The sequence below is a fragment of the Cyclobacterium xiamenense genome (genome assembly GCF_042140265.1).
In the GTDB taxonomy this organism is placed as follows: domain Bacteria; phylum Bacteroidota; class Bacteroidia; order Cytophagales; family Cyclobacteriaceae; genus Cyclobacterium; species Cyclobacterium xiamenense_A.
Genome location: NZ_CP159481.1, coordinates 2,089,030 through 2,107,925, shown reverse-complemented (window position 1 = coordinate 2,107,925; position 18,896 = coordinate 2,089,030). Strand labels below are relative to the sequence as shown.

13 protein-coding genes are annotated in these 18,896 nt (G+C 48.6%); 6 read left to right on the top strand and 7 right to left on the bottom strand.

Annotation, left to right across the window (positions count from 1 at the left end):
* Positions 1 to 6: 6 nt before the first annotated feature.
* From ABWH99_RS08900 to ABWH99_RS08890, 3 genes are all read right to left on the bottom strand, one after another.
* On the bottom strand, positions 7 to 1,155 hold the full coding sequence (locus ABWH99_RS08900; RefSeq protein ID WP_375585930.1) for a restriction endonuclease subunit S: 1,149 nt from the start codon (positions 1,153 to 1,155) through the stop codon (positions 7 to 9).
* The gene (locus tag ABWH99_RS08895) at positions 1,152 to 2,735 is read right to left on the bottom strand and encodes an N-6 DNA methylase (RefSeq protein WP_375585929.1); all 1,584 of its coding nucleotides are present in this window, start codon (positions 2,733 to 2,735) and stop codon (positions 1,152 to 1,154) included. The genes ABWH99_RS08900 and ABWH99_RS08895 overlap by 4 nt, the downstream gene beginning before the upstream one ends.
* Positions 2,736 to 3,368: 633 nt before the next feature.
* Positions 3,369 to 3,608, bottom strand: coding sequence for a hypothetical protein (locus ABWH99_RS08890; RefSeq protein WP_375585928.1), 240 nt, complete (start codon positions 3,606 to 3,608; stop codon positions 3,369 to 3,371).
* A 336-nt stretch (positions 3,609 to 3,944) separates the two neighbouring features.
* Between ABWH99_RS08890 and ABWH99_RS08885 the strand changes: the two genes are divergently transcribed.
* On the top strand, positions 3,945 to 5,648 hold the full coding sequence (locus ABWH99_RS08885; RefSeq protein WP_375585927.1) for an asparagine synthase-related protein: 1,704 nt from the start codon (positions 3,945 to 3,947) through the stop codon (positions 5,646 to 5,648).
* 356 nt (positions 5,649 to 6,004) lie between these two features.
* Positions 6,005 to 6,385 carry a hypothetical protein gene (locus ABWH99_RS08880; RefSeq protein ID WP_375585926.1) on the top strand — a complete coding sequence of 127 codons (381 nt, stop codon included), beginning with the start codon at positions 6,005 to 6,007 and terminating at the stop codon, positions 6,383 to 6,385.
* A 14-nt stretch (positions 6,386 to 6,399) separates the two neighbouring features.
* On the opposite strand, the gene ABWH99_RS08875 is transcribed toward ABWH99_RS08880, so the two are convergent.
* Genes ABWH99_RS08875 through ABWH99_RS08865 form a run of 3 tightly spaced genes read right to left on the bottom strand, consistent with a single transcriptional unit; the run spans position 6,400 to position 9,290 of the window.
* Positions 6,400 to 7,119 carry a DUF4197 domain-containing protein gene (locus tag ABWH99_RS08875; protein WP_375585925.1) on the bottom strand — a complete coding sequence of 240 codons (720 nt, stop codon included), beginning with the start codon at positions 7,117 to 7,119 and terminating at the stop codon, positions 6,400 to 6,402.
* Entirely contained in the window at positions 7,116 to 8,054 is a 939-nt protein-coding gene (locus ABWH99_RS08870) for a hypothetical protein (protein ID WP_375585924.1), read from the bottom strand. The genes ABWH99_RS08875 and ABWH99_RS08870 overlap by 4 nt, the downstream gene beginning before the upstream one ends.
* A gap of 6 nt (positions 8,055 to 8,060) precedes the next feature.
* Positions 8,061 to 9,290 (bottom strand): MBOAT family O-acyltransferase, encoded by a 1,230-nt coding sequence (locus ABWH99_RS08865; RefSeq protein ID WP_375585923.1) that lies wholly within the window; start codon positions 9,288 to 9,290, stop codon positions 8,061 to 8,063.
* Positions 9,291 to 9,782: 492 nt separating this feature from the next.
* Here ABWH99_RS08865 and ABWH99_RS08860 point away from each other — a divergent pair, with 492 nt between their 5' ends.
* Complete coding sequence (locus tag ABWH99_RS08860; protein ID WP_375585922.1) at positions 9,783 to 10,847, top strand: AI-2E family transporter; 1,065 nt, start codon at positions 9,783 to 9,785, stop codon at positions 10,845 to 10,847.
* 219 nt (positions 10,848 to 11,066) lie between these two features.
* Here ABWH99_RS08860 and ffh read toward each other — a convergent pair whose 3' ends face one another.
* The gene (gene ffh / locus ABWH99_RS08855) at positions 11,067 to 12,404 is read right to left on the bottom strand and encodes a signal recognition particle protein (RefSeq protein WP_375586561.1); all 1,338 of its coding nucleotides are present in this window, start codon (positions 12,402 to 12,404) and stop codon (positions 11,067 to 11,069) included.
* A gap of 285 nt (positions 12,405 to 12,689) precedes the next feature.
* Between ffh and ABWH99_RS08850 the strand changes: the two genes are divergently transcribed.
* The 3 genes from ABWH99_RS08850 (at position 12,690) to ABWH99_RS08840 (ending at position 18,813) form a co-directional block, all read left to right on the top strand.
* On the top strand, positions 12,690 to 13,178 hold the full coding sequence (locus tag ABWH99_RS08850; protein WP_375585921.1) for a DUF6508 domain-containing protein: 489 nt from the start codon (positions 12,690 to 12,692) through the stop codon (positions 13,176 to 13,178).
* A gap of 291 nt (positions 13,179 to 13,469) precedes the next feature.
* Positions 13,470 to 17,834: a gliding motility-associated C-terminal domain-containing protein gene (locus ABWH99_RS08845; protein WP_375585920.1), complete on the top strand. Its 4,365-nt coding sequence runs from the start codon at positions 13,470 to 13,472 to the stop codon at positions 17,832 to 17,834.
* A 1-nt stretch (position 17,835) separates the two neighbouring features.
* Positions 17,836 to 18,813, top strand: a complete 978-nt coding sequence (locus ABWH99_RS08840; protein ID WP_375585919.1) for a type IX secretion system membrane protein PorP/SprF — start codon at positions 17,836 to 17,838, stop codon at positions 18,811 to 18,813.
* The last annotated feature ends 83 nt before the right edge of the window (positions 18,814 to 18,896 follow it).

Genomic DNA, 18,896 nt, shown 5'->3' with positions numbered 1-18,896 from the left:
CATAGACTATTTTACTAATTCTCCTTTGAAAGCTTTTTGTAATAGGCTGTTAAACAGACTCTCAGATTCTTCAAGTTCACTCAGAATTATATCTTTCTGACATTCAATGGAATTTATTGCAGCAGAATACTTTTTCTGAAACTCAATTCTAGGGACCATAAAATCTAGATCTCGTAGTATTTTGAGGTTTATATTCTTTTGAGCCGATTCAGGTGCAGAATCTTCAATGATCTTTTGAAGGAATTTCATCCAACCTTGCACATATTCATTATTGGTTTTTTTATTTGGAATGAAACCAACCACGCTGTCGGGAAAACAAGCGTCAAATTTTAATATTCCCGTTTTAGCGATATTTGCCGCTATAGTTATACATAAAGTACCTTTTGGCCACATTTTACTTTGCCGAAGTCCCAAATCTGAATAGGTAGAGGTGTAATTTTTAATGTATCCCCCGGAGTTGGCAACATCACCAGTTTGGATTAAAGGATGAATGCCTCCTAATAATTCAGTAGCATTTCTCGGCCGGTGTTTTGATTTACCTCTATCTAACTTTCCAACTTCAGAAAATTTTACAATCTCCCACCCCTTCGGATTAGTCACCGGATCCCCAAACATCTCCAAGAAGATGCTTTGTGCGAGTGCATCGTATTTGGCGAGGAGCTGCCTGGTTTTTTGGCGGTGGGCATCCGCTGCATCCAGGATGGCGGCTATCTTCTTTTGGGTGGATAATGGGGGGAGGGTAAGCTCTAAACTATTGATATGCTTTATCTTAATTCCCTTTACAGTAGCACCAGAAGACACTCCTTGAAAATAAGCATCGTTTGCCTTTAAAAAATAAAAAAGATATTTTCTATCGAGCTCTTTCTGAGGTTCTATAACTTTTAAATCTTGATTTATTGCCATATCATCAGAAGCAAACGCTACTTTGCCTACCGCCATTCTTGTGGCAATAATAAGACTTCCTTTAGGTACTATTCTAGTAGCACTATTCTTAACACCAGCTTCAGTTATTCTATCCGTAGGAAATATAAAATTTTCCTCCTTCAAATCTTTTACACTAGCCCAGGGGATTTCACCATTCCAATATGATTCAACCTCTTTACTTGGCGTACCTCCCCCATATAGATTTATATGATTGCCTAATTGAGTCTTCATGACAGCAATTCCTTCAACTTCTTCAAAGACTCCAACCTTTCGTTGTCCAATTGCTCTATCATTTTGATAATATTTTCCGGCTTTTCATATCGCACCTCTTCGTAAACAATTTCCTTATAGCGATTGATACTGAGATCATAATCCTTCTCAGCAATTTCTGACTTTGGCACCAGAAAGCTTTGCTCGGTACGGGCCCGGCCGGCCTCCTGGTCCCGGTTTTGCCAGCGATTTTGGATATCGGGGATATTGTTTTTGGTATGGGCTTCTTCGTCGGACTTTTGGCCATAAGGTACGCTATCTTCTGCGGCGATACCCAGACCCAAGGCACTTTCTATCTTTTCCTCTACCGTCTCATTTTTACTCAGCAATGGCGTTCGCTTATCATCCAGACTAAAACCGTCTGCTTGCATGTCGTAAAACCAGACCCGATCCGTGCCCCCACTGTTGGTTTTGGTAAAGACCAGCACGGCCGTACTCACCCCGGCATAGGGCTTGAATACGCCGGATGGCATGGAGATAATGGCCTCCAGCTTCTGTTCCTCGACCAGGGTTCTCCGCAGCTCTTTATGCGCCTTGGAAGAGCCGAAAAGTACTCCGTCCGGCACAATCACGGCAGCCCTACCCCCTACCTTCAGCATGCGCAGGATCAGGGAGATAAAGAGCAGTTCGGTCTTTTTGGTTTTGGTGACGCTCAGTAGGGAGCTTTCTACCACATCGTAATCCAGACTCCCCTTAAAGGGTGGATTGGCCAGAATGAGGGAATACAAATTGGTTTGGTCCTCGTTGGCCTCACTCAGCGCATCCTTGCCGATCAGCCGGGGGCGTTCGATCCCATGCAGTTGCAGGTTCATTGCCCCGATCCGCAGCATGGTGGCATCGAACTCGATCCCGGTAAACATTTTTTGGTTGAAGTGCTTGCGAAAGTCGGCATCCAGAAACCAGTCTTCGTGGTTTTGGTACAGGTATTCGGCAGCGGATACCAGGAAGCCTGCCGTACCGGCGGAGGGATCACATATCGTGTCCTCCTGCTGCGGCTGCATCATGTCCACCATCATGCGGATGATATGCCGAGGGGTTCGGAATTGCCCGTTGGTACCGGCGGTAGCTATCTTGGATAGCAAATACTCGTACAAGTCCCCTTTGGTATCCCGATCCTGCATGTTGATCTTGTCGATTAGCTGCACCACCTGATCCAGCAAGCGCGCAGTAGGAATCATAAAGGTGGCCCCTTTCATAAACTCCGCAAAAGCCCCGGCCTTCTTGTCCAGCTGCTTCATGTGCTCAAAGACCGTCATCCCCTCCGCATCCGGACGGGTGAAGAGCGCGTACATGGTCTCCGGATCCTTGTCCTTGAAATGACTCCAGCGAAATTTTTGCTGCTCCGCAGTAAAGAACTCTAACTGCTTGTCAATCCCCATTTGATTGGCCTTTTTCTCTTCGAGCGTTTCCATCTCGTCTATCCTTCGGATAAAGATCAGGTAAGTGAGTTGCTCGATAACGGTAAGCGGGTTGGCCACCCCTCCGGTCCAGAAGGAATTCCAGATTTTGTCTACTTGTGATTTGAGTTCTCCGGTGATCATGTAATTATACTAAACGTTTTTTCTTAATTGGTACCAACCCCGAGCCCTTGCGAGCTGCTTCCGTAGGCAGGGGCTATCCAGCCCCTCGCTGAACTCCTCCCATCGCGTAAGGGGCAGAGCCAAGCGGTTGACCCCCCCAAAACGATGCCGGGTCACAACGTGGAAATGCGGTGAAAGAAACAGGATTCGTGGAGAAAGATACTAGGAACAAGTGAAAGGGCAAAATGAAAAAAGGCTATCAACGGAAAATCCAACTAAAAGCATCTGCAGCGAAGTGAAAAAAAAATTGGATCATTTACTTCTATTCACGCAAGCCCTTCTAACCATTGTCGGACTACGAAGGCCTGGCTTTGTCCACTGATTCACTAGATAGCCCCAAAGGTCTAGGATCGCAAACTATTCCGGGATAGTGATGGGTTTCTTGTCAATCCAACGTAAAAATTAAACTAAAAACCCCTATAAAAGCAAAAGACACACCCTGGGACGCTGTCCCTATGGGTAGCGTGGTGTGTACTGTTGCTACAAGTGTACGGGTATAGGTACATATTTCCAACCCTTTTACCAAAATTAGTCATGCATTAGGATACATTTTCACTCGCCTTCTTCACCATTTCCAAAAACAAACGGGCATTTTCATCGGGGCTTATGGATGTAAGCCAAAAAGGTGCTTTCCCGGGAATGGCCGGTAATTTCCATCAATACCGGCGTTGGTATGATCTTGTGATAATTGGTAGCAAAGGACCGCCTGCAGCTATGTGTGGTGATCAAATCGTATTTTGGGAAATCCCCGAAGATTTTTCGCCCGGTTAATTTATCGTACTTTTTCCGTTCGACCATTTCATTGCCGATAATTGTGTCGTATGGATGAGACACAACCTGTTTTTTGTATCATTCCTGAGACACTACCCATAATCAGTTTCCTGGAAATTCTCACAGGTTGTACAAGTAGCTTATTGTTGTTGAATAGTGCTGTATCGGTCTGAACCGGAAGCGAGCGCTGCTGAGGAGCACCCCGACAGGGATCAATTCGGCCCAACGAAAGGGTACCGGGACGGTAATTTCCATTCGTTATTTCCTAATCGTAAAAAATAGTTTCATTTTTATATTCTTTTTCATTGATTTAAAATACATTTTTTTATCTTTAAAAATATTTTCTAACATAGAATCAGATTTTCCTAAACTTTCACTGATACACCTTACTTTCCAATTATGCTTGGATTATCATTATTTTCTCGCGAAGGCGGATGGGAAAATTCCGCCTCTGCACACCGCGTTTTGTTTTCCAACGAACGACTGGTCGTCACCCTGAACAGTTCCTACGATTATCCGCACGAAATCAGGAAGACGGATACAGGTGAAGTCCTGATCCTGGAAGGTAAAATCTACGACCGATCCACTTCCGCACTTTTCGATGGCTTGCAGGAACGCCTCGGCTCCGAACATGAACTCGAACAATACCTTTTTGATACGGATGGGGAGTTTTACCTCTATGTAATCGATCTCAAAAACCCTACCGTAAAGGTGTTTGGAGATCACCTGAACCGCTTGCCCCTTTACTACGGCAGTCGCGACGGGAGATGGATCGTCTCGCGAGATATCGGGTTCGTTCAAGAGTATTTACGGGCTCCAATGGATCCGCTACATCTCGCTGAATTTCTCGTGTTTGACTACAACCTGGCCCAACATACGCTCTTCGATCAGGTGTTTCACCTTCAAATTGATGAGAAACTTGTCGTCGACAGTACCCTGGGCGAGGTAACCGCGCTGACACGGCACTTTTCCTACGACTTTTCTTCCAAACCGATTGACCGGGTCGATCAACCCCGGCTACAAAAGATGGCCTCGGTTTTCCTGCGAGCGTCCAAACAGCGGGCTACTGCGTTAAATATCCTATCGCTCAGCGGAGGCATGGACTCGCGGTCGGTAGCGGCCAGCCTTCACAAAGGAGGAGCAACCCTAACGGGAATTACGTTTGAAGATGAAGAAAAATCGGCTGCGAACGATGTACTGATCGCCAGAGAGATCGCCGAAACGTTACAAATGAACTGGCAGAAAATCGACTTAACTTCCGCTAGTTTTCTCGAAGACATCGAGGAAACCATCCGCTTTAAAATGGGTATCCAACCTGCAAGGTTCTATTTTCTAAACCAGTTTTGCAAAAAGGTTTTCCATCGATTCGGAGCAGATATCACATTTTTTACCGGTGACGGAGGCGATAAGGTGTTTCCCGACCTGACCAATTCGATTGATTTTTCCGACGACCGAAAGCTCGTTGACCTTATCCTTCGCGAAAATTATGAGTTTTCCATTTCCGAAGCAGCCAGGTTGGCAGGCATTGATCCGGAAGTACTGTCTCAATACATTTACCAAACGATCGCCGGGTTCCCTGGAAAAACCAGCGGACGAAAACACGAATATTTTCTGCTAACCTGCAGAATGAAACGGTATATTTTTGAAGGGGAGGACCGAAACAGGCGATTTTTTTGGGCGACCACACCGTTTTTGAGCAGACCCTTTTTTGACCTAATGGTTCAGATTCATGAGGACGTAAAACGGTCCGATGATTTTTATAAGCGTTTCATCCGGCAACTCAACGAGGAAGTCGCGGCCATTCGGGATGAAAACTACTCCAGTGGAAAAGTAACCGTAAGCAAAAACTTCTACCGATGGGTGAAAAACAAAGCCAATTCCTTGCTGAGCAGGAAACAGAAGGAAAAACTAAAGGCGGTATTCGAGGGCAGAAAAGCTTCCAAAACCATCGCGGGCTACAAGGACCTGATTTTAAATTGGGAAACCAAGGAGTCGCCCATTGATTTGGCCCTTGCTCAGAAAAACATCGATCAATACAGTCAGGGACAGCTGTCGCTGATTACGACCGCCCTGCTGGTACATTCCATCGTCAACGAGAATTGACAGGCTAGCGAGCCGGAGGTTTGCCGGAGTTGCGAATCAAGACGAACCATCCGTCTACCGAATCGGCCGGTCCACTACTTGCGCCCAACCGCCGGCAATCGCACAGAGCGCTAAGGCGCCGAATCGTTATCCACTCCCTGAACCCGAACGTCGACTTGCGTTTCGATTTTCTTCCAAGGGTAGGGTGGTGTCGCTATCGAAAAAATAACGAGCAGTGGTTGTACCTGCTGCCTTGTAGTCCGGTGAAAAAAAACCGGAAAACCCATGCGCTCGGTCCTTTGCCCGGTAGCAACCTGTCCGGTTCGGGTCTTGTCACCTATTTTTCGTACCTTCAGGTGGCTAAAAAAAGAAAAACCATGCTTACACTTGACCTCGTCATTCGCAAGGAAAACGGAGGCTACACCGGTAGCCTGACCTACAAGGACAACCCCATTACCCAATCGGCGCCCAGCATCCCGGAACTCGAGACACAGATAAAAAAATTGTTGTGGGAATTTGAAAGCCTGGGTCCGGAAACCGTCGAATTCGAACACTACTTTCAATGCCCGGCTTTTTTTGACGCTTTTCAGGTATTGGATGTGGACCAACTGGCAGTCTTGACCGCTATCGATGCCGGCAAATTAAGGGCTTTTGCTTCCGGTACCCAAAAACCGGTTCCGGAAGAAGCCGAGAAGATCGAAAAGGCCCTAAAAGCCCTGGCCTCCCGACTGATGAAAGCCTCTCTGGTTCTTTCCTGAGGCAGCAGAACAACTTACGTATCCTGGGCAGCGAAAACCCGGCGCAACAAGGCCGTGGTTCGTTCGGCAGGATTTTCCCGAATGGCTTTTTCCTCTTCCGCAATCAGGACAAACAAACCGGAAATCGCCTGCTCGGTTACGTATCCCTGCAGGTCGGGATCTAATTTCCGGGAGGTGGTTGGAAAATTATTGTAGGCAGAAACCAGGTCTCCGTAATAGCGGGTGGCACCAACCTGTTCCAGGGCCTCCTCGATGTGCGGCGCAAACAATCCGTTCAATTTTTCTGCCGTTTTCCCCTGCAAATACCGGGTAGCCGCATCCTCGCCTCCATTTAGTATTTCCCAGGCATCCTGAACGGTGAGTTGGCGAATGGCATCCACAAAAAGGGGCCTGGCTTCCTTTGCAGCGGCTTCGGCACCCCGGTTGATCGTCAGCAGCACCCGATCCACTTCGCCACCCAGGCCCAATCGTCTCAGTGTGGACTCCACCCTTCGGACATCCTCAGGCAAAGCAATTCGAATCCGTTCGTTGGCAAAAAAACCGTCCAGCTGCGAGGCCCGGTCGGTACCGGTAACGATCCCTTTTACCAGCGCCTCTTTCAGGCCATTCCCCACATCCTGTTCGGTCAGACTGGCTTCGGTAGCCCCCTGTATAAACCGATTGACTTCGGAGGCGGTGCAGCCCACCGCGAATACAAACAGGCATGCGAGGTAAACTATTTTCGATGTTTTCATGGATGGATTTGGTTTATTTCTTTTACCAATAATTGCTGACCCTTGGTACTCAAATGTCCGTGGTCGATATAATTTGTCGTGTCCGAGGAAAAGAAATCGTAGGCAGGACGGTTAAAATTTTCGAACCGAATGTTACCGCTCTGCTGGGTATAGGTGGCTTTTATTTCCTCCCAATAGGTACGGAATTCTTCAGCATGGGCGGTTCGGATTGCCCGCGGAACCGGATGAAAATACACCGTGGTTGCTATGTGATGGGCGTCCAGGAGCTGCCAAAGGCGTTTCAGCGACTGTTCTGCCACAGGAGCAATCTGAAAATCTTCGCTAGTTACCAACGCTTTCTCGGTTTCGATTTTGGCAGCCACATCGGGCACGCGAAATAAGGGTTCAAATTGATTGGTTCCATTTTCCAGGTACTGATTGGGCGGATATTTGCCCGGCGCCAGCCGAAGCCACCGCAGCAAGGCAAAGCCGTACACCCGTAACAGGTGTATGGATCCAAACCCACTCCAGTAGGAACTGGGCCTCATCAGGACTGGGTCCACCACTCCCTCCTGCTGGGTCATGTAGGGGTGCAGGCAGACCCATGCTTTCCGCATTTGGTGATCGGAGGCAAGTACTTGTTCCAGCAAGGGAAGCATCGTTTGGATACGTGCCCCCATCAGACTGGCATTGAAATACCGCGGGTCTCCGATCGGTTGGGGGTTCAGGTTGGCCGAAAGCGAGGGGCCCAGTATGATGCCTTCGAAGTTTTCGGGAATGTACCGAAAAGCCATCAGGTACTTCGAAATTCGCTCTTCCCCGTATACCCGGGTGCTTTGTACCCTTCCAAACAAGCCGAACACGTCCAACCAGACCGAAAACAGCACAAATCCGGCCGCCGCCAGAAAACAGGCAGGGATGACACGTTTGAAATACTGTCGAAATGCGTTGTCCATGGTCATTTAGAAATCGAAATACAAAAAGTCCGTTTGTACAACGGAGTTAAGGAAAATCAGGTTCAGCACAAAGAGCAGAACGGTCGCGATGCCATAGCTCGGAGTGGGGGTCATCTTTCGCCCCAACTGCATATCGTTTGGCAAAAAAAGCAGTACCAGGCCCGCAAGCCAGATGGGCAGATTGTGCAGATTGCTCACCAGAAAAAAATCCGGAGCACTAGTGGCGGAAAAGCGAAACATGGCAGCGAGCATGCCCAGTGCGTCCTGGAAATCTTCCGCTCTGAAAAACACCCAGGTGAGGTTCACGAAAAAAAAGGTGATCAGAACGGAGACAATGGAAGGAAGCTCAATGCCTAGTTTTCTCCAATACCGGTGTCCCACCAGCGCGGCGCCATGCAGCAGGCCCCAGGCGATGAAGGTCCAGCCTGCCCCGTGCCAGATCCCCCCCAGCAGGAAGGTAATCATCAAATTCGCATGGGTTCGTCCGGGACTTACCTTGTTTCCTCCCAGGGGAATGTACACATAGTCCCGCAAAAAGCGGCTGAGCGTAATGTGCCAATTTCTCCAAAACTCCTGAATGGTAGCGGACCGGTAGGGAGAATTAAAGTTTTGCGGGAGCTGGATATTAAATAACAAGCCCAGGCCGATCGCCATCGAGGAATACCCGCTAAAATCAAAATACAGCTGCAAGGAATAGGAAAACGAGGTGATCCAGGCATCCTTCGCACCCAGAAGATCAATGTTTGCATACCCCTTATCCGCCAGTAGACCAAAGGTATCCGCCAGCACCACTTTTTTTGCCAGCCCCATCATGAAAATAAAAAAACCTTTGGAAAGGTTTTGGTAATTGGCACGTGTCAAAAAAGGATCGCGGAATTGCGTCATCATTTCTTTATGGTGCACAATGGGTCCGGCGATCAACTGAGGAAAGAAAGACACAAACAGGCCGTAGGACACAAAATCCGTCTCGATCCGGACACCCTTGTAACAGTCCACCAAATACGCGATCTGCTGAAACGTGTAAAACGAAATCCCCAGGGGAAGCGCCCAATCCAGGTAAGTGATGGAAGCACCCGAGAGGGTGTTGATATTGAAAACGACAAAATCGGCGTACTTGTAGAAAAAAAGGATCAAAAGGTTAAACGCGATGCCCCCGACCAGAAAGGTTTTCTTTCGCTTCGCCGCTTGTTTGCTGATGAGGTAATTGATGAGGATGGAAATGCCTATCAGGATCAAATAACTGGGTTTCCACCAACCGTAAAAAAGAGGGAACATGAAAACAGCCAGCCAACGATGTAGGAATGCCTTATTTTTGATCCCAATCCGTAAAACCCCGCAAGCACCACTGGCAAAAAGAGAAAAAGAAAAACAAAAGAATTAAATAGCATGGCTAAAAAAGCATTATCATCCAAATATACACTTGTTCGATAAATATTGACGAAAAAATCCCCGGAAACCTTTTGAATTCCTTAAGCAAATGCAGCCTGCAACATAACAATCCTTTCTATCCGACTTGTCCCATGGCTGGCGAATATCCAAAGGGATTCTTCCAATACGTGTAATTTTTCTGTACCTTCATCTACAAAACGAAAAAGGCGAAAGCAGGCCGGTATCGGTGACCAGCAGGAGGTAACTCCGGTAAACCGGAGGCTTGCAAACAGGAAACTACCGTTTTTTTACAATCGATCTGCGACCAAAAAAAGTATCACGGCTAACCCAGGCACTACCATGCAACTCTCCTTTCAACATTTGTTTTTTACGCTTGCCTTTGCATTTCTGAGTATAGCGGCCCTTGTCCTTGCCAAATCCATCCTGATTCCGCTGGGATTGGCTCTGTTGCTTTCTTTCATTCTGCACCCCTTGCATAAAAAATTGCATCAGAAGAAATTCGGCAATATTGGAGCCGCCCTGACGGTGATGCTGCTATTCTTTTTGATCCTGCTCGGTATTTTAACGTTCTTTTCAGCCGAGATTCTCTCTTTGTCCGATCAATTAACCGATTTTGGCGATAAATTGATGGCCATTTTCACGGATACCGTGGTCTTCCTGAACGAAAACTACAGCTTCCTGGGTAATCTGGAAAAAGATCAACTGCTGGAAGAAGGACGCGCCTGGTTGAAAGACGCGGGTGCGGGACTGCTTGGCAAAACCTTTAGTAGCACGGCCAGCTTCCTTACGGGTATGTTTACCATGATTATTTATACCTTCCTGTTTTTGATTTACAAAGAGGGACTGGTCAAGGCATTCGTAAAATTTGGTCCGGAAGGCAAGGAAAAGGAGTACCGCGCCATGTTAAAAAATATCCAGCAGGTGGGCCAAAAATACCTCTCCGGCATGTTGACCTTAATCGTTATTCTGGGTTTGGCCAACAGTACCGGATTATGGATCATCGGACTGGATAATCCCTTTCTGTTCGGATTTTTAGCCGCTACCCTGTCCATCATTCCCTATATCGGAACCACCATAGGGGCCAGTATTCCGGTGCTGTATGCCTTCATGTCCAACGACGAACTCTGGGTACCCCTGGCCGTCGCGGTGATGTTCTGGTTGATTCAGGTGATTGAAAGTAACTTTCTAAGCCCGAAAGTGGTGGGAAACAGCGTGAATGTCAACGCTTTTGCCGCCATCCTCAGCCTTATCGTAGGCGCCTCGGTCTGGGGCGTTGCAGGGATGGTTTTATTTCTTCCCTTTGCGGCCATGCTCAAGGCCATCTGCGAAAGTTACGTACCCTTGCAGCCGCTGGCCCTGCTGATTGGACAGGATTCCTTCTCCGAAAAACCAAAAAAATCGTAATCGAGCAGGATTACCCAACCAAGGGATGTAGGGGCAAAGAGCCGCATTGCTCACGGCTTGGTAGCGAAGTATTCCCTGCTGTCGTGTATTCCGAACGTGTACGGTAGCCAATCATCTACCTCGCTCCTCCCCTCGAAATACCGCAGGTGCAGCTCACCAATTCGGGTCGGGAGAAAAAAACTCTCGGTGGGGGGAACGAGGCGGTTAGAAGCAGGCCGTCTACCTCCGCTTCATACCTCCACTCATGGCCCCGAGCGCTTTTTGTGCGCCTCCCATTTTGTTCATTTGCTTCATCATCTTGCGCATGTCCGAAAATTGCTTCATCAGGTTATTGACCTCTTGAATGCTGCGACCGCTGCCTTTGGCTATGCGCTTTCTCCGGCTGCCATCAATCAGGGAGGGGTTTCCGCGCTCCTGCGGGGTCATGCTACGAATAATGGCCTCTATGGGAATAAAAGATTCGTCGTCAATATCCAGTCCTTTGATCGCCTTTCCCATTCCAGGAATCATGCCGAGCAGGTCCTTGATATTGCCCATCTTTTTTATCTGCTCCAGTTGGGAGAGAAAATCGTCGAAGTCAAACTGGTTTTTGCGGATTTTTGCGTTGAGTCGTTTGGCCTCGTCCTCGTCAAAGGATTGCTGGGCCTTTTCGACCAACGACACCACGTCTCCCATTCCCAAAATCCGCTGCGCCATCCGGTCAGGATAAAACAGATCCAGGTTCTCCATTTTTTCCCCGGTGGAAATAAATTTTATGGGCTTGTTAACGACGTGTCGAATGGAAATCGCCGCTCCACCCCGGCTGTCCCCGTCCAGTTTGGTCAACACCACGCCATCAAAGTCGAGGCGCTCATCGAATGTTTTGGCGGTGTTGACTGCATCCTGACCGGTCATGGAGTCGACAACAAAGAGGGTCTCAGCGGGATCAAGCGTTTCTTTGAGCGAGGAAATTTCGTTCATCATGGCCTCATCCACGGCAAGCCGCCCTGCGGTATCGATGATTACCGTTTTCTTGCCCGATTTTTTGGCAAATTCGATGGCATTTTGTGCGATCTGAAGGGCGTTTTCATTGCCTGGCTCGGCATATACCTCGATTCCGATTTGGCTTCCCAGTGTTTTGAGCTGCTCCACGGCTGCCGGACGGTACACGTCACAGCCCACCAACAGCACCTGCCGGCCTTGCTTTTTTAGATACGCGCCCAATTTTCCAGAAAAAGTCGTTTTTCCCGATCCCTGCAAACCGGAAATGAGAATCACCGCGGGATCTCCCTTGAGATTGATCTCTTCCTTACTTCCCCCCATCAGCTGGGTTAGTTCCTCCTGGGTAATTTTTACCAAAAGCTGACCTGGAGAAACGGCAATCAACACGTCCCTCCCCAAAGCTTCTTCCTTGATTTTGTCGGTAACTTCCTTGGCTACCTTATAGTTCACGTCTGCGTCGATCAAGGCTCTCCGGATTTCTTTCACCGTGGTCGCCACGTTTATTTCCGTGATCTTCCCCGTTCCTTTTAGGGTTTTAAACGCTCTGTCTAATTTATAACTCAGGTTGTCAAACATGTCTTTTTTCTTTAGAAGGAACAAAAATACGTTTTTTTTTTAACCTTGTCAGGTATCCGGGCTAAAGTATTCGGGCAAAGATAATTGCCCATTTTCTTGGATTTGCGGGTATTTCTCTTAAGTTTTGTTCCAAAAAAAAGACAAAAAGGTGTATTTAATATACAAAAATACCCCGATCGGGGTATTTTTTTGATGAAAAAAAAGTTGTTACTTACACGTTCAAATAAATCAGTTTCAAGTATTTACGAATGATCGATCAAAAATTTAACCAAAAACCAAAAAACGATGATGAAAGACCAAATCCCGCTGTTTATTCCCCTTGGGAATTTTTCTGACCACTGCAATACCCTTGATAAAAAAAAGCTCGTGCCAATAATTGAATTGGTACACGAGATGGAGCTTACCTTTTACAAGGCAGAAAAGCTCATGGGCACGCAAGATCTCAGTGAGATCTCGCTTCGTAACCTGGGCTTATCCGGCATACACGTTCGCTTGCTTGATGCGATATTGAAACTCCGCCTGGTGCCATTATTTGACTGGATGGCCTGGAAAAGCGAGGCAGAACGCTATTACAAAGATCCAAGCCACCTGTACGAACTGGATACCGTCACTTTGGGAAAAGTAATGACGGTTTTGCTACGTTCGCAAACCCTGTACGGTCCGACCTTTCTGGAATCAAAAATCAAGGATCGCTTTGTCCTGAACCTGCTGAAGGCAATCCTGCACTCTCTGGGAGGAGCTAATTCCTGGACCTACTCGGAAATATTGGATTAACCTCCCCAGTTTTACCCTACAAATGCCGCCCTGCGGTCCAAGCTACTTTTTCGATGCTTAATCACCCTGACTTTTATTTTTACCGGGCAATTCGACTTCTCCCGTCATCGTGCCTTTTTCAAGGCAGAGGTTGATGATTTTGCCGATTTCCTTCCAGGATTCTACAAATTTTTTGTAAAATAACTACCTATAACCAAGCTTTTCTGGCAATTTCTACGTTATTTGAAAGGTACGATAATACCCCCTGTGATAGGGTTTTTTACTCGTTGCGCAGGCTTAAATTGATGGTTAATGAGGATGGATCTGTCCGGAAATTGCTTCGCCCCTTTTATTACTGGATGCTTGCTTTTAGCTGCCGGTCTCCTGGCGCATTTTGAAGCGAGCGCACAGCAAGAGCCCGAGTTGGTCCTGCAGACCAATCCCGTGACCTGTTCCGGCGACGGATCCATCCGTGCTACGCTTAACGTCGAGGGAAGTGTTTCTGATCTCATTTATCGACTGTTTCGCAGCCCCGAGCGAACACCTCTTGACAACAATACCACGGGCTTTTTTTCCGGACTCGCAGAGGGAGACTATGAAGTCGGCGCAAGCTTCGAACTCGCCGGAGAACCCCGTCAAATCTCGGCAGAAACCTCCCTTTCCTCTGATTTCGAATCCCTGTCCTATTCCATTCAGGCTCAAAGCCTTTGCAACAACGAATTTGGCAGCATAGAGGTGGTAGTGAATCGTGGAAATCCGGCCACCTTTGAACTGAGAGGCGATACCGAACGACCTCCCCAGGAAAGCCCGGTATTTGAATCGCTTCCCGCTGGGAAATACACCGTGATCGTTACAGATACCTGCGGAGACCGCCTTTCCCAATCCTTTGAAGTGCAAAAGGCCGAATTCATACTGGATCCGGAATTTCAGCAATTTCAACCCGAACTTAGCAGCTGTAATGAGATCAGTGTGGGCCATTTGATTCGCTCCGTCGGTGCAGAAATTGCCTATCCCCTGGATGCGATTTTCACCATTCGGACGCCAGAGGGCAGTGTCCAGGAAGTTAGGCTTGACGTAGTTGAGGGCGGGACCACCGAAGGGCTAATCCTGGGAAACCTTCCTTTCTTTCCGGGAGAGGCCTATACCTACGATCTGTCGGTAACGGACAATTGCGGACAGGTGGCCCTGTTGGAAAACAACAGAATCGATCGGCGCCTTACCATCTCAAGAGACCTTTTTTGGGGAGCAGGGCTTTGTGGCAAACGAAGGCTCTCTATCAAACCCGCAAATTATGTCGCTCCCTATACGGTTACCTTTACCGAATACCCAGAAGCTTTTGACCCCGTTTTATTCAATGAAGCCCATCCCGGACCATTTAGCCAGGGAAATCTTTTTTACGGATCGGAAGCAATGCCTATACCCTTCGGAACCTATAGCTTTAGTATTGAGGACGCCTGCGGAAATACGGCAAGTATTTCCGAAGAATTTCGTGACTTACTCAGTGGGCCGGTTGCGACCGTTTATAAAGGCTGTGGTCCGGACACCGGCTCGATCCAGTTAAACAGTTTTGACTATGAATTTACCCGCATTGACATGACGGAAGCCCCGGAATCCTTCCCCGGGCAACTTCCTCTGGACGTTTCGGAAAATATCAGTGCAGCCGATCCACGCCGGTTTTTCATGAATGACCTACCCGCCGGAGCGTACGAATTTGTGGCCTACACTACCTGCGAAACGGAACATACCACCCGGGTAAACATCGAAGGAGAGAGTATTTTGACCAATGAAGTGACCGTGGAGGAAAACTGTGGCGCTTTCAACCTTTCCCTCCTGCACGAAGACAACCTGGAAGCAAACCAAACTACCCGCTTTGGTATCCAACGCCTGGACCCCGAAACCGGGGAATGGGGCCACCCCGAGACCGGATTGGCCTACGAAGCGGGCGCGGAACTAACGGATGAAAACGCCATCCTTATCGTCAACCGCGCCACCACCATTAATTTGAGTTACTACGGCGACTTGCGCGTGGTCAAGTCCATCCGGGTATGGAAAAACGGGAAAGACATCCTCCCCAACCAACCCTCCTACGGCTTCTGCCTGGAGACCCTGGAAACCTTTGAAGTGAAAGAACGCAGCAGTTTTACCAGTTTAAATACCTTTCAATGCGTGGAAGACAGTTATGAACTATCCGTCGATGCAACCGGCTATCCACCCATTACCTACAAAATTGTAGAGAAAGACGGATTGCCGTTCGAAATAGATAACGGCAACAATCCTCTGTTTCAAAATCTCGAGGCAGGTAAATACCGCCTGCAGCTAGAGGATGCCTGCGGCAACCTAACCAATACCACCGTGCTGATCCGCGGCGAAAACCTTCCCAAAATCATACCGGAGAACCTTTGTGAAGGGGAAAACGGATCTCTTTCAATCAAAAATCTGGACTTCCTATCTTTTGAATGGTTCAATACCGCAAATCCGGATGATATCCTGAGTAATGGACCCCGTCTGGAATTTACTCCCTTTAACCTGGCGACAGACGGAGGCGTGTACGCCGTGCGCCTGCGCGACGATACCCCTGGAAGTTGCCTGAACGAGGTGTTGGAATTTACCATCGATGAGGCTGGACTAAACCCCGAGTCGGGGCAGGGACAGGAGGCAACAATTTGCAAGGGAGAGATCATCGACCTGTTCGATTTTTTGGACGGTCCTTTTGACGATTACGGTACCTGGGAGGAACTTAGCGCTAGTGGTGCCCTGGTCGGCAATATATGGTCCTCGGCTAATCTCAACGCGGGTACCTATACCTTCGTTTATACCATCTCCGGTATTTGCTCCGGGGAAAAATCCACCCAGGTAACCATCAACCTGAGTGAGGTACCGCCGCCACCTGTTGGAGAAAGTATACAGGAATTCTGCAGCCCGGGGGAATACACCCTGTCAGATCTGCTCGTGACCGGAGAGAATATCCGCTGGTACCTCAGCCCTGAAGGGGCCGATTCCCTCGCTTCGGAGACCCCGCTGGAATCCGGGAGAACGTACTATGCGGAACAAGTATCCGACGCCTGCCCTTCCGATCGGCGCCTGCCGGTAGCCGTCCAAATCTACCAACCATTGACAGGTAATGGGATCGGCACGGACCAGACATTGTACCAGATGGAGGTCCCTGCTATCCTCGAAGGCGAACTTCCCTCCGGCGGGTCCGGGAATGTTTCCTTCCAATGGGAAATTCAAACCGAAGACGGATCCTGGACACCGGTAGCCGGAGCGACGGATAAGGATTTTGCCCCTCCACCCCTGATGGAAACCACACAAATCCGAAGAATCACCCGGGACGAAGTATGCGGTATTTTTGTAAGCAATGAAGTAACCCTTGTCGTACAGGTTGCTCCCATTGTCGCCAATGACGATGTTTTCGGCCCTTTGCGGAATTACGAAGTACACCGACTCCCTTCAATACTTGCGAACGACAGTCTCAAATTAGCACCCGTATCCGGCGGCGAGGTATCCATTTCCATCCTTTCGATCACCGATGAAGCGGGTGAGCAGCAAAATCTCGTGTACTCCCTGGATGAGAACGGTTCTTTCTTTATTCCGGAAGATACACCGGCAGGGAACTACCTACTGGAGTACCGAATATGCCAAACCGAGGTCCCGGCAAATTGTGCCGATGGACTCATCCAACTTCAGGTCATTGGGATCACCATGGATGTGGAAAAATCAGTGGACCGAAACCAGGCCATGCGCGGGGAAATCGTTGATTATTCCGTCGAACTAACCAATACCAGTTCTTTTGCGCTGGAGGATGTGCTGGTGACCGAACTGCTCCCCGAGGGACTGGTGCTCCTGTCGGCCAATCCGCCGGTTTCGGAGCAGGCTACCTGGACAATACCGGCACTTCAACCCGGGGAAACGACAGGGCTGGAGCTGTCCGTGCTGGCCGCATCGCAGGGAAATTACACCAATAAGATTCGTGTGCAGGTTGAAAACTTCGAAGAAATCGCTGCCAGCGACGAACTTCAGGTACGCCCAAAAATGGTAGATGTTGCCATACGGGTATCCTCTGCGGTACAATCGGTTCGGGATGGTGACGAATTCGAATACCTCCTAACCATCACCAATCAGGGAATGGATGATGCAGACCAGGTGAAAATCGTGGATTTTTTGCCACCAAACCTCATTTATCAGGCCTCCAGCGTCCAGGATACCGGTTTGCCACAGGCGCCGCAGTTCCGACAGGAAGGCCGACAACTGATTTGGGAAGTGGACCGGTTCCCTGTGGGTGCAGAATTGCAGATTCGTGTCACCGTTTTCGCCACGGAAGATGGCCGGGTCAACAACCGGGCCGAGGTGAGTGCGGCCGATGTGGATACTTCCCCGGAAAACAATACGGCCCTGGAAGAAAAAAACATTCTGCCCTTGTTTATTCCAAACGTAATCAAGCCCGATTTTGACGGGAAGAATGATACCTTTGTCATTCGGGCAACCCACAAGTTTGATCAAGTGGAATTGCTCATTTTCAATCGATGGGGAGATTTGGTTTTCGCGTCTGAAGATTATCAAAACGATTGGTCTGCTGAAGGGCTCCTGGCAGGCACTTACTATTACCAGGTGACCGGCACCAATGCACAGGGTAGACGAAAGGAATACACAGGTTGGGTACAAGTGATCAAAGACTGAGATGAACGCACGTTATTTTTTATTCGGGATGTTGGGAATGCTAGGGGTACTGTTCGTTCAACTACCCGCGAAGGGTCAGCAAATTCCCCAATTCAGCCAATACACCTTCAATGCTTTGCACGTCAACCCGGCGTATGCCGGCTACAAAGTGGATCCCTTTGTACAAGCAACCTACCGCTCTCAATTTGTGAATTTTCCCGGAGCACCAAAGACCTTTACCCTCACGGCAGATATGGGAAACGCCGAGGAAAGCATGGGCTATGGACTATCCATTGGTTCCGACCAGCTGGGGCCCAATTCGGTTCACTCCCTACTGCTGACGTATGCGTACAAGATACGACTCAACCGAAGCAGCTTCCTGGGATTAGGGGTAAGTAGCGGGCTGTCCGAATACGTACTGGATGCCGGAAAACTCCTTCCGGATGATCCCTCCGATCCGGGTATTCCTCAAGGAAGAATCAATGCATTCACTCCCAACCTGAATGCGGGACTGCTCTACCATTCTCCTCGATTTTTCTCCGGGATCAGCGCCTTTAATCTGCTGGGACAAGAGCCACTGCGAAACAAAGATCTGGCATTGGCTACCCACAATTACCATTTTTATTTTCAGGTAGGTGGCCTGCTGCCCCTAAGTGCCGGCGTCACGCTCAAACCCGCCCTATTGGTACGTGAGGACCTGAATGGTCCCGGTAGCTTCGATCTGAATGCCATGTTTTTATTCAACGAACGCTTCTGGCTGGGGACCTCTTTTCGGTCGGGCTTTGGAAAAAACGCCATTCCCGAATCCAGCAACTTCGCTACACGGAGGGCCATTGCACTGCTAATGGATCTGTTTATTACCGAAGATATCCGGTTTGGCTATGCATACGACTTTAACCTGAATAGCCAAAACAACTACCGAGATAACAGCCATGAGTTTTCAATTGGCTACTACATCCAAAGCAAATGGCTCAAAAGCCCCGAACCGCGTTATTTTTAACCGATAGGAATTCGGTCGGAATCCTTTCTCTTACGAATATTCCCGCGAATTTGCTTAATTTGCAGGACATTTCCTTTCGAAAA

What these genes read in the sequence shown, in the direction of transcription:
- ABWH99_RS08900 (WP_375585930.1), bottom strand. Translation starts at nt 1,155, where the DNA reads ATGAAGACTCAATTAGGCAATCATATAAATCTATATGGGGGAGGTACG.
- ABWH99_RS08895 (WP_375585929.1), bottom strand. Translation starts at nt 2,735, where the DNA reads ATGATCACCGGAGAACTCAAATCACAAGTAGACAAAATCTGGAATTCC.
- ABWH99_RS08885 (WP_375585927.1), top strand. Translation starts at nt 3,945, where the DNA reads ATGCTTGGATTATCATTATTTTCTCGCGAAGGCGGATGGGAAAATTCC.
- ABWH99_RS08880 (WP_375585926.1), top strand. Translation starts at nt 6,005, where the DNA reads ATGCTTACACTTGACCTCGTCATTCGCAAGGAAAACGGAGGCTACACC.
- ABWH99_RS08875 (WP_375585925.1), bottom strand. Translation starts at nt 7,119, where the DNA reads ATGAAAACATCGAAAATAGTTTACCTCGCATGCCTGTTTGTATTCGCG.
- ABWH99_RS08870 (WP_375585924.1), bottom strand. Translation starts at nt 8,054, where the DNA reads ATGGACAACGCATTTCGACAGTATTTCAAACGTGTCATCCCTGCCTGT.
- ABWH99_RS08860 (WP_375585922.1), top strand. Translation starts at nt 9,783, where the DNA reads ATGCAACTCTCCTTTCAACATTTGTTTTTTACGCTTGCCTTTGCATTT.
- ffh (WP_375586561.1), bottom strand. Translation starts at nt 12,404, where the DNA reads ATGTTTGACAACCTGAGTTATAAATTAGACAGAGCGTTTAAAACCCTA.
- ABWH99_RS08850 (WP_375585921.1), top strand. Translation starts at nt 12,690, where the DNA reads ATGATGAAAGACCAAATCCCGCTGTTTATTCCCCTTGGGAATTTTTCT.
- ABWH99_RS08845 (WP_375585920.1), top strand. Translation starts at nt 13,470, where the DNA reads ATGAGGATGGATCTGTCCGGAAATTGCTTCGCCCCTTTTATTACTGGA.
- ABWH99_RS08840 (WP_375585919.1), top strand. Translation starts at nt 17,836, where the DNA reads ATGAACGCACGTTATTTTTTATTCGGGATGTTGGGAATGCTAGGGGTA.